At 43.1% G+C, this 10,147-nt stretch carries 6 protein-coding genes and 1 pseudogene; 3 read left to right on the forward strand and 4 right to left on the reverse strand.

What is annotated here, in order from left to right:
• Both Q0192_RS09135 and Q0192_RS09140 read left to right on the forward strand, forming a co-directional pair.
• Positions 1 to 171 (forward strand): GMC oxidoreductase (locus Q0192_RS09135; RefSeq protein WP_299289182.1); only part of this gene is annotated, 171 nt, incomplete at its 5' end.
• Between the two features lie 22 nt (positions 172 to 193).
• The gene (locus Q0192_RS09140) at positions 194 to 820 is read left to right on the forward strand and encodes a gluconate 2-dehydrogenase subunit 3 family protein (RefSeq protein ID WP_299289177.1); all 627 of its coding nucleotides are present in this window, start codon (positions 194 to 196) and stop codon (positions 818 to 820) included.
• A 183-nt stretch (positions 821 to 1,003) separates the two neighbouring features.
• Here the strand turns inward: Q0192_RS09140 and Q0192_RS09145 are convergent, their stop codons facing one another.
• Both Q0192_RS09145 and Q0192_RS09150 read right to left on the reverse strand, forming a co-directional pair.
• Positions 1,004 to 2,116 carry a Gfo/Idh/MocA family oxidoreductase gene (locus Q0192_RS09145; protein ID WP_299289178.1) on the reverse strand — a complete coding sequence of 371 codons (1,113 nt, stop codon included), beginning with the start codon at positions 2,114 to 2,116 and terminating at the stop codon, positions 1,004 to 1,006.
• Positions 2,117 to 2,326: 210 nt separating this feature from the next.
• Positions 2,327 to 3,649: a vanadium-dependent haloperoxidase gene (locus Q0192_RS09150; protein ID WP_299289179.1), complete on the reverse strand. Its 1,323-nt coding sequence runs from the start codon at positions 3,647 to 3,649 to the stop codon at positions 2,327 to 2,329.
• A 427-nt stretch (positions 3,650 to 4,076) separates the two neighbouring features.
• On the opposite strand from Q0192_RS09150, the gene Q0192_RS09155 reads away from it, so the two are divergent.
• A complete protein-coding gene (locus Q0192_RS09155) occupies positions 4,077 to 7,640 on the forward strand; it encodes a VCBS repeat-containing protein (protein WP_299289180.1) in 3,564 nt (1,187 codons plus the stop codon).
• Between the two features lie 123 nt (positions 7,641 to 7,763).
• Here Q0192_RS09155 and Q0192_RS09160 read toward each other — a convergent pair whose 3' ends face one another.
• On the reverse strand, positions 7,764 to 9,878 hold the full coding sequence (locus Q0192_RS09160) for a hypothetical protein (RefSeq protein ID WP_299289181.1): 2,115 nt from the start codon (positions 9,876 to 9,878) through the stop codon (positions 7,764 to 7,766).
• A gap of 30 nt (positions 9,879 to 9,908) precedes the next feature.
• Positions 9,909 to 10,147 (reverse strand): annotated as a pseudogene (locus Q0192_RS09165) (galactose-1-epimerase); the annotation flags it as partial.

The following is a 10,147-nucleotide window of genomic DNA, read 5'->3' on the forward strand; positions in this document are numbered from 1 at the left end:
AAATCAGCCTTAAACAAATGGTGCCAGGCGCATGATTGTAAAAACCTGTTTGTGGTGGATGCTTCCCCTTTTGTGCAGCAAGGCGATAAAAACGCTACCTGGACAATTTTGGCCCTGTCTATGCGCACCAGCGAATACATTTTGGAGCAAAGAAAAAAATTAAACGTTTAACCGCTTTTTTAAAAATATTAAGATGAACAGACGCGATTCTTTAAAAGCATTAGGCTTAGCCACCCTTTCAACAGCCGTATTACTGGATGCCTGTAAACAGGATACAAACAAAACAGCAGAAGTTGCGGCAACCCCGGCTGGAGACGAAGCAGGCCGACAGCCTTACGAAATAGACCGGGACAAAAAGTTAAAGGCCGAAACATTTTTTACCAAGCAAGAAATGGCAACGATAACGGTTTTGGGCGATATCATTATCCCTAAAGATGCGCATTCGGGAAGTGCATCGGATGCCAAAGTGCCGGATTTTATAGAGTTTATCGTAAAAGATATCCCTGAACATCAAACGCCAATGCGTGGCGGCCTGCGCTGGCTTGACCTGCAATGTATGAACCGCTATAACCGTACTTTTACAGATTGCACGCCGCAACAGCAAATAGAAATGGTTACCGAAATAGCCTATCCGCTAAAGGCTAAACCGGAAATGAAACCGGGCGTAATATTTTTTAACCGGATGCGCGACCTTACCGCTTCCGGGTTTTATACCAGTAAAATAGGCATCAAAGATATTGGCTATGTTGGCAATTCGCCAAACCGGTGGACGGGCGTGCCGGAAGACATTTTGAAGCATTACGGCATGGAGCATGTTTAAATCTGCTTCATAAAAACTTTGTTCCTTTTATTTTCGATGCTTCTTTTATCAGGTAAAAATTAGTGGGCTTTCGATGCTTCTTTTATCGTGTAAAATTCAAACATTAAATTTTACTCGATAAAAGAAGCATCGTTTTCAATTCCCGGCAAATAATAAATCTTGGCCAACCAACAGCAATAAATCTTATAAAACCACTCTTTTGCTGGTTGCTGCCGAACGCTTGGCTGCATCCAGTATTTCCATCACGATCATGTTGTATTTTAAAGATGACAAATCATCGGTTCCCGGAAGCTTATTTCGAAGGACAGCCGTGAGATAAGCAATTGGAGATGCTATCTGTTCAGCTAACGGACCTGCTTTTTTTGAGCCTTTGATATTTTCCCGCATCCGGCTGGTGATATCCTCATTATTGAAGGCATGCAAGTAGCCTGTTTCCCCAAAAACCTCTAAATCTTTGATCGAAAAAGGCCAGTTCCAGGAAGCTTCGATCAGGCCGGTTGCTTCTGGATATTCTACAATAATCGTTGCATCGTCCTCCACTTTAGGATAAACAGCAGGTTTGTAGTGCCGCGCAACCGCCGTAACGGCGATAGGTTTTCGCCCTTTCATCAGCCAGGTCATCAAATCTGCACCGTAACAACCAAAATCATTTAAGGCACCGGCACCATTTAATACCGGGTCTGTCAGCCAACTTAAAAACTCCGGGCTGCAGCCAATTTCTTTCGGGCCCTGGTGCCCATCGTGCACAACCATTTTTCTGATCCGGCCAATACTGTCTTTTTCAACCGTATTGTAAACATCGGCATAAGAAGGATACCAGGTGGTTTCAAAATTGGTCAACACTTTGATGTGGTATTTATTGGCCAATGCTTCGATCTGTTTTGCCTGCGCCAAAGTTGCGGCCAATGGTTTTTCTACCATCACCGGAATCCCTAATGGCGCACATATTTCAACCACCTCCAAGTGCTTGCCTACGGCATTGTAGCCCAACACGGCATCCGGTTTTTTCTGTACCACCAATTGTTTCAGGTCGCTGGCAAACAAGGATTCGGGCAGATGATAAATTTTACCAAATTTTTGCCACAACTGCTTGTTTGGTTCGGCTATTCCAACAATATCTACTTTGCCTTTGCCATATTGGCTTAAAATTCCATGCACATGGTCGTGGTTTAAACCGGCTACCACTACCCGCAAAGGCTGTTGGGCAGCAGCGTTTTTGGCTGCGCCGATAACCACCATCACGATGAGCAGCTTTTTAAGGTTGGTCAAAGTTTGTTTTAACTTGCTTTTGTTCATCGTTGTAATTGATTATTTATCTGTTTTTAGAATATGTTCAGTTTGTTTTTGGATGCTTCTTTTACCACCTAAAAATCATAACATAATTTAGGCGCAATGTTTTTTGGTAGTTAAGTTTCTTGATTTCTGGCTTACCAAATTTATGCCGATAAAAGAAGCATCGCCTATTAATCCAATAAATTTAAAATACAAGCTCGCCGCTTTCCCATTTTACCTTCTCGTTTTTAACTTCCGCATCGCAAATTCTGCAATTTTACCGCCTTCGTCCATCCCGTTTTCAATGGAAGGGATGTAATGGATGCCGCCGTAAAAACGGCTGATGGCTGCTTCTTTGGCAGCTTGGTTAAAGGATTTAAACGTGCGGACCGGAATATCAAACCGTACTTCCGTAGAATCCGCAAAGCTAAAATTATCCCCAAAAAGCTTGGTCAGCATTTTGGCGGAGGCGACAGAAACAACACTGTGCCCGCTGGTATATTCGGGAAAAGGCGGCGTTTGCAGTAGTGGCATCCAGGCCTGATCAATATATTGGTTGATATAAGTTTCCGGCCGGATGACCTTGCTCCTGTATTTTTCGTCCCAGCAACTGATAAAACCATCTGCAATAACAACCGCCAAACAGGCATAAGTTTCGGCTGTCTTCACATAATCTGCTTTTGCTTTTTTGCAGGCTAAATGCGCAATATTGATCCAATGGCCACCCGGCGAGATTTTTTTGACCGCAAACATCGTATGCCCGTTAGTATTTACCCTAAACGGATTGCAATCCCAAAAATTTGCAATGTCCTTTTGCTCTTCGGTTAGATGAACGTTTGCATCATGTACCGCCAAGGCCAGTTTATAAAAAGAACTTGCAGGTTTTGATGAAAAAGCCGGGGCAGGCAAAGGCTTAAACTGCTGTGCCGAATCTATGATAAAAGGCCGCAATTTGCCCCAGTTTGGTTCAACAGCTTTCATATAAGCAGGCGGGGTTGGTTTCCAGGAAACGTCATCACTTAAAACATCGTATTTAGATAAAGACCGCGTTTGTTTGTATTTGTCTTTTGCTGCCCAGGCCAAAATTTTGTCGGCCACTTGTTTACCGTAAGTGATGGAATTTTCATACACCTCGTCTGGCATGCCTGCATCTTTAAATTCCTGCATTAATTTGGTATGAAAATCTTCAATCCGCCCTTCCGAAGTTACCAGCGTTTTCCCAACGGTTAAAATAGCATGGGAAGCGGCCAGGTTAAAGCTGTATTTTTTATGCGGATCAGGTTTTGGCAAAGAATCCAAACCGTGCAACTGCCCCAAAAGCGAAATATATTTGCTGTTGCCGTTGACTGCCGCTTCGTATCCGGCCACGCTGATGTAAGCATAAATACGGCTGGCCACCGGTGGCGAATAAATATCGTACAGCATCACATCGGTAACTTCCTGGATAGAACGATGGATGTAATCCGCGTTTTCGGTTGATTTTTTCCAGTCGTTTCGGTGCGCAGAACACGCGGTCAGCAACAAAGAAATTAAAGAAACATAGAACAACTTACGCATATAAAAGCAGAAAGAAATCAGTTCAGGTTTTGATGTCCGGCAAATTGGCAAAGGTCAAATTTAATGGTTAATAAAATATATTTAACATTTATCCATATCAAGCGATACAATTTGATGAAGTTTTGATAGGATTTGAAGAAACAAAGCTGATCCAAATTTTTTCAGATGCTTCTTTTACCACCTAAAAATCAGTGGCCCTTCCTCCTTTTTTTGATAAGCTCCTTTCCTCTCAACACCAAATTTACCTGCCTAAAAGAAGCATGCCGATCAACCATGAACAAATTTAAACAGGTTTTAAAACAGTTTGATTTTTACAATTTTTTCGGACAATAAAGCACAAAAAAATGGTAATTTCACCGCTATAAACCTTGATTAATTACCTGCTGCCATCACGCAGATTTTACTATAGAAAGTACCTGGACAGAACATGTTATATAACTCCTTTCGGCACGCAAAACTGCTCACGATACTGATTGCTTTTGCGTGTGCTTCCTGCTCTAAAAAAGATAACTCCAACACACTTTTTAAACTGCTTCCCGCATCCGAAACCGGTGTTGAATTTAAAAATACCATCACCGAAAGCGATAGCTTGAACATTTTAAACCATCCTTATTTGTACAACGGCGCGGGCGTGGGCATTGGCGATTTTAACCACGATGGTTTGCCGGACGTGTATTTTGCCGGGAATCAGGTTTCCAACAAAATATACCTGAACAAAGGCGGTTTAAAATTTCAGGATATTACCGATGCAGCAGCAGTTGGCGGCGAAGGCCGTTGGTGTACCGGCGTTTCTGTGGTTGATATCAATGCCGATGGCTGGCCGGATATTTATGTTTGTGCTTCTTTTAACAAAGACCCCAACCAGCGCCGAAATTTATTGTACATCAACCAAAAGCTGAACAAGGATGGTATCCCAACTTTTAAGGAATCTGCCCATGCTTACGGCATTGATGACAACGGCTATAGCACGCAGGGTATCTTTTTTGATTACAACCACGACGGCTTGCTGGATTTATATGTGCTGACGAATGTATTAGATAAGGGAACGCCTGTGGCTTACCGGCCAAAAGTAGCTGATGGAAGCGCCGTTAACAACGACCGTTTGTACAAAAACAATGGCAATGGCACTTTTACCAACGTAACCAAGGAAGCCGGGATATTGATGGAAGGCTTTGGCAACTCGGTTTCGATCACCGATGTAAACAACGATGGCTGGCCGGATATTTATGTGGGCAATGATTTTATTTCCAACGATTTATTGTACATCAACAACAAAAACGGAACTTTTACCAACCGCGCAGGCGAATATTTTAAACATACGGGCTGGTCGGTAATGGGTTCAGATATGGTTGATATCAACAATGACGGCCTGCCCGACCTGGTTTCTTTAGAAATGCTGCCTGAAGAAAACCTGCGAAAGAAAACCATGCTGATGGGCGATAACTACATCACTTACATTGACAATAAAAAATACAATTACGAGCATCAGTATATCCGCAACGTGCTGCAATTAAACCAGGGCAAAACGCCTTCCGGCCATACGCAGTTTAGCGAGGTTGCTTACCTGGCCGGCATGTATCAAACCGACTGGAGCTGGACACCACTTGTTGCAGATTTTGACAACGATGGTTACCGGGATATGGTGATCACGAACGGTTATCCCAGGGATGTAACCGATCTGGACCACGCACTTTACAGCAATAGCCAGGGCCGGTCGCCCAAAGAAAATACGTCGCTGGCCAGTGCCGATTCTTTTCCGGTGGTAAAAACAGTAAGTTATGCTTTTAAAAATGCAGGCGGTTATACGTTTAAAAACCAATCTGCCAACTGGGGGATTACAAAACCTGCATTTTCAACCGGCGGCGTTTATGCTGATTTGGACAACGACGGCGACCTCGACCTGGTGGTCAACAACATTGATGAACCTGCTTTTATCTATGAAAACACGCTGAACAACAAAAAACAAGTGGCCAAAGGCCATCATTATTTAAGTGTTGGTTTAACAGGAAACAGTAAAAATACAGGAGGTATTGGTGCATCTATCCGAATTTATTACCAGGGGAAACAACAATTTTATGACCAGCAGCCTTGCCGCGGTTATCTTTCTACCGATGATGCAAAAGCACATTTTGGTTTGGGCGATGCAACTACGGTTGATTCTTTAAGGATCAGATGGCCGGATGGGAAAACCCAGTTGCTAACCAACATTAAAACTGATCAAACCATAAATTTAGCCTATAAAAACAGTAGTGGCAATCTTTCGCCGGGTATCTCTATTAAAGAAGCTCCGCTTTTTCAATCGGTAACCAAGCAGGCAGGCATCAACTACAAACACGAAGAAAAGGATGCCATTGATTACAACATCCAGCCTACTTTGCCGCACAAATTGAGCCAGTACGGCCCTTGTATCGCTGTGGGCGATATTGATAACAACGGTTATGATGATTTTTACATCGGCGGCTCGGCCGGAAACAAGGGCACGTTTTTTATGCAGGATAAAAACGGCAGGTTTACTGCGGATACCAAACGTTTCCTCCACGAAGATTTTAAAGAGGAAGAAGACATGGGCGCAATTTTATTTGATGCCAACAACGATGGTTTCTTGGATATGTATGTAGTAAGCGGCAGTTACGAGTTCCCTAAAGGGCATTCTTCGGCGCAAGACCGCTTGTACATCAATAACGGAAAAGGGCAGTTTGAACGGAATTTTGCCGCCGTTCCGATAGAATATGATAACGGTTCTTGTGTTCGTGCCGCTGATTTTGACAAAGACGGCGATTTAGACCTTTTTGTTGGCGGGCGTTCGGTTTCCGGTGCTTATCCTGCCTCGCCGGTAAGTCATTTGTTGCGTAACGAAGGCGGAAAGTTTGTAGATGTAACCAAAAAACTTTGCCCTGAACTAGAACATGCAGGCATGATCACCGATGCATTATGGTCTGATTTTGATAATGATGGCTTGGTGGATTTGGTTGTTGCAGGAGAATGGATGCCCATTACTTTTTATAGAAACAACGGGCGTGGTTTTACCAAAGTCAACAATTCTGGTGTGGAACAGCATGTTGGCTGGTGGAATAGTTTGGTGGCCGGCGATTTTAACAATGATGGCAAAATGGATTACGTAGCCGGGAACTTGGGCCAAAACTCCAATTACAAAGCCACATTTGCCGAACCGATGACCATTTTGGCAAAAGATGTGGACAACAACGGTTCATACGATGCCATGATTTTTTGCTACATGAAAGCAGAAGACGGCACACAAAAACCGTTTCCGATGCATACACGTGATGATTTGATCAGTCAAGTGATTTCCACCCGAAAAAAATTCCCTACTTATAAAGGCTTTGGCCGCGCAACCATGGACGATTTGTGGAGCAAGCAAGACAAAGAAAATGCCGTTGTTTTAAAAGCAACCGATATGAACACCAGCTTTATCGAAAACATGGGCAATGGCAAGTTCTCGATCAGCGCAATGCCTATTGCAGCACAAATGGCCCCGGTTTATGGCATGGTTGCCCGGGATATAGATCAGGACGGCTTCCTGGATTTGCTGATGGTAGGAAATGATTACGGCATGGAGCCTTTTACCGGCAGGCACGATGCATTTATGGGCTTGTACCTAAAAGGCAACGGCAAAGGCGGTTTCAGCAGTAAACCGGTAACGGGGAGCGGGTTTTTTGTGGATGGCGATGCAAAAGGTTTGGCCGTAGTTCATCGTGCAAAAGGCAATGACCTGTATATTGCCTCCCAAAACCAGGACAGCTTAAAGGTTTTTAGTTCGAAGGTTCAAGAGAAAACGCCAGCAGTTTGGATCAACCTCAAACCGACTGATTTTTACGCTGATTTAATCTATAAAAACAATCGGAAAAAGCATGTGGAGTTTTATTACGGCTCGACCTATCTGTCCCAATCTTCCCGAAAAATGGAGTTGGATAAAGATGCGGAAGCTATTTTTATTACCGATTACCAAGGAAATAAGCGGAAAGTGAAATAGGTTCCTAAAAACAGAATGCTTCTTTTATCGGGTAAAAATTGGTGTAGATGCTTTTTATGTAATACCAATTTTTATGTGGTAGAAGAAGTATTAAAAATCAGAGCAATCAATTAACCGGAATTACTATTTTATCCAAACCGTTTGTGTAAAAGCGCCGTTGGCTGCCGCGTCCCAAACTTCTAAACGTAACCATTTTCTGTTTTTCATTTGGGTAGTGAGATGAAAAGTATGGTTTCCAAACGCTTTGGTGTCCTTCAAATCCAACTGCTGCCGGTAAACTTTGATGCCATCTCCGGAAATAATTTCAGCAAAGTTTAAAGGGAATGTCCAGTCAACTTTAAAAGTAATGTTGCAATTGCCGTTTGCTGGCAATTGGATGGTGTCTCCGGAAGGCGAATTGTTAACGGTAAATTCCGGTATCAGCACTTCTCCCGTAGAGGAAAAGAACTTTCCGTTTTGCAGTACATCCAATATTGGTTGCCAGCCGTTGTTAAAAGCAGGCAACTTGTCCATTTGCAGATAATTTACGTTTACGTGGGCATACATTTCATTTTCCGGTTCGATAGAGAAAAGATCTGATTCGGCAAGTACTTTTTTGTGCAGCCCCCAATTGTTCATATCGTCCATCAAATCGAGCACGCGCTTGCCTAATTTGGGTTGAGACAGATCAGCAGGCAAAGCTTTCCAGGCCGCGCCCAAAAAGCGGTCGGATTTGTAAAAGGCTTCCTCTTTATAAGCATCCGGAAACCCTGTTGAACCTTTTGTCCGTGCATGTGCCGTCCAAGCTAAACCGTTTTCGGCTTTTAATAAAGCAAACATATCCTCTTTACTGCCAATGTGATAAATTTTCCCGTGTTCCTGATCGGTGGTTGTAAAAGGCGTACCTGCTTTTCTCGACATGATCCAGTAAACGGGTTTCGGAAAAAACTCCAGCCAATGGCCGCCAAAAAATTCGTTAGGTTCTTCTCCCGGCAGCAACAAAAAATTTGCCGATGACAAGCGTTTGCATTGCTCAAACAAGGTTTTTAATTCTAACAAACGCTGTTCGTCAGGTCCGCGGGGATGGCCGGTTCCGTGAAATTCGGCCAGGTGTACGATATTCACCCCTAAATTTTTAAATACTTTTAGAAAAGAAGGCGTATCCGGAACAGGTTTGCCGGCAAGCACCACTTTCGAAATAAATTCATTGTGAAAATGGCTCGACATGGTTTTATATCCCGCCAATGGTTTGTAGCTGTCGTTGTGCGTGTATTTCTTTACATCGGCCAACAAAGCCGTTGGATTGCCCGTACTTAACAAGCAGAAAAAGTTTAACCGTTGTTGTGTTCCCGGCGGCGAATTAAACCAGGGCACATAGCGGTTATCTCCGTACAAATCCTGCCGGATGCCAAAACCAAAGCCCGGCAGCAGCTTGCGGTAATTATTGCCGTACCACACAAACTTCAGGTTAAAAGCTTCATCCAAAGGATAAAAATACTGGTGCGGCGCAGGGAAAACGGCAATACTGCCGGAAGGGTTTTCGCCAATAATAGTTCGATATTTAACAGCTATGTTTTTTGCAGTATCTGCAGGATTTAGATTATTTACCTGCATTTTATCGTAAACATTGCTCCAGGAAATATTTTTTACAGACTGCTGTTTACTAACCAAACCTGCATCATACAATATCGCTGTAGAATCAATTTGGGTAGAGATGACTGCCGCAACATTAAAAAGCGGCTGCCCGTTGTACAGAGTGATTTCTAATTTCCCTTTAAAGTTTGGCGCTTCAAGGTTATTAATACTGATTACGGTGCGCGATCCGGAAGTGTTTACACTTGCCGACTTCTTGTTAAAACTGATTTTATAAGATTGGTGTGGTTTTAAAGGCACTCTGTCAAAAAAAATATTCCAGCCGTTTTGCGAAATCAGGTCGCGTTTGCCTTTGGTCAGGATAAATTCAGGATCTGTATTTTCAATAATCGTATGATAAGAACCTTCTTTGCCAAGCTGAATACTACTGAACAATGGTTTACCGCTTTGCATGTTCAACAGTAAGCGTCCGTTGCCCGTGTTTCCTGTCGGCCAGGTAACTGTAAATCCATTTTGGTCAGATACTATTTTTACGCCTGAATTTTGGTTGAACCCTTTTCGGTCAACAGGAAAAACTTGCGCTTTTGCCTGAAAAAAGAAGATGGTTAATAAGAAGAACAGGCAATATCTTCTGATTAGATTTAAGCCTGATATTGCCTGTTCCATATTCAAATTGTTTGGCGGTTTGTGCTTTGTTTATTTCGACAGAAACTTGTAGCAGCTTTGGGTTTTATACGTTTGCCCGGGTTTTAAAACGGTTGTAGGGAACTGCGGCTGGTTGGGCGAATCCGGAAAATGCTGGGTTTCCATGGCAAAAGCAGTACGGTAATCGTCTTTTTTCCCGTATTTCATACTGTTTTTACTGTGCATAAAATTGCCGCTGTAAAATTGCAGGCCGGGTTCTTCGGTATAAACTTCCATTACAATACCGCTTT

Origin of the sequence: uncultured Mucilaginibacter sp. (assembly GCF_937859865.1) — a bacterium.
Taxonomy (GTDB): domain Bacteria; phylum Bacteroidota; class Bacteroidia; order Sphingobacteriales; family Sphingobacteriaceae; genus Mucilaginibacter_A.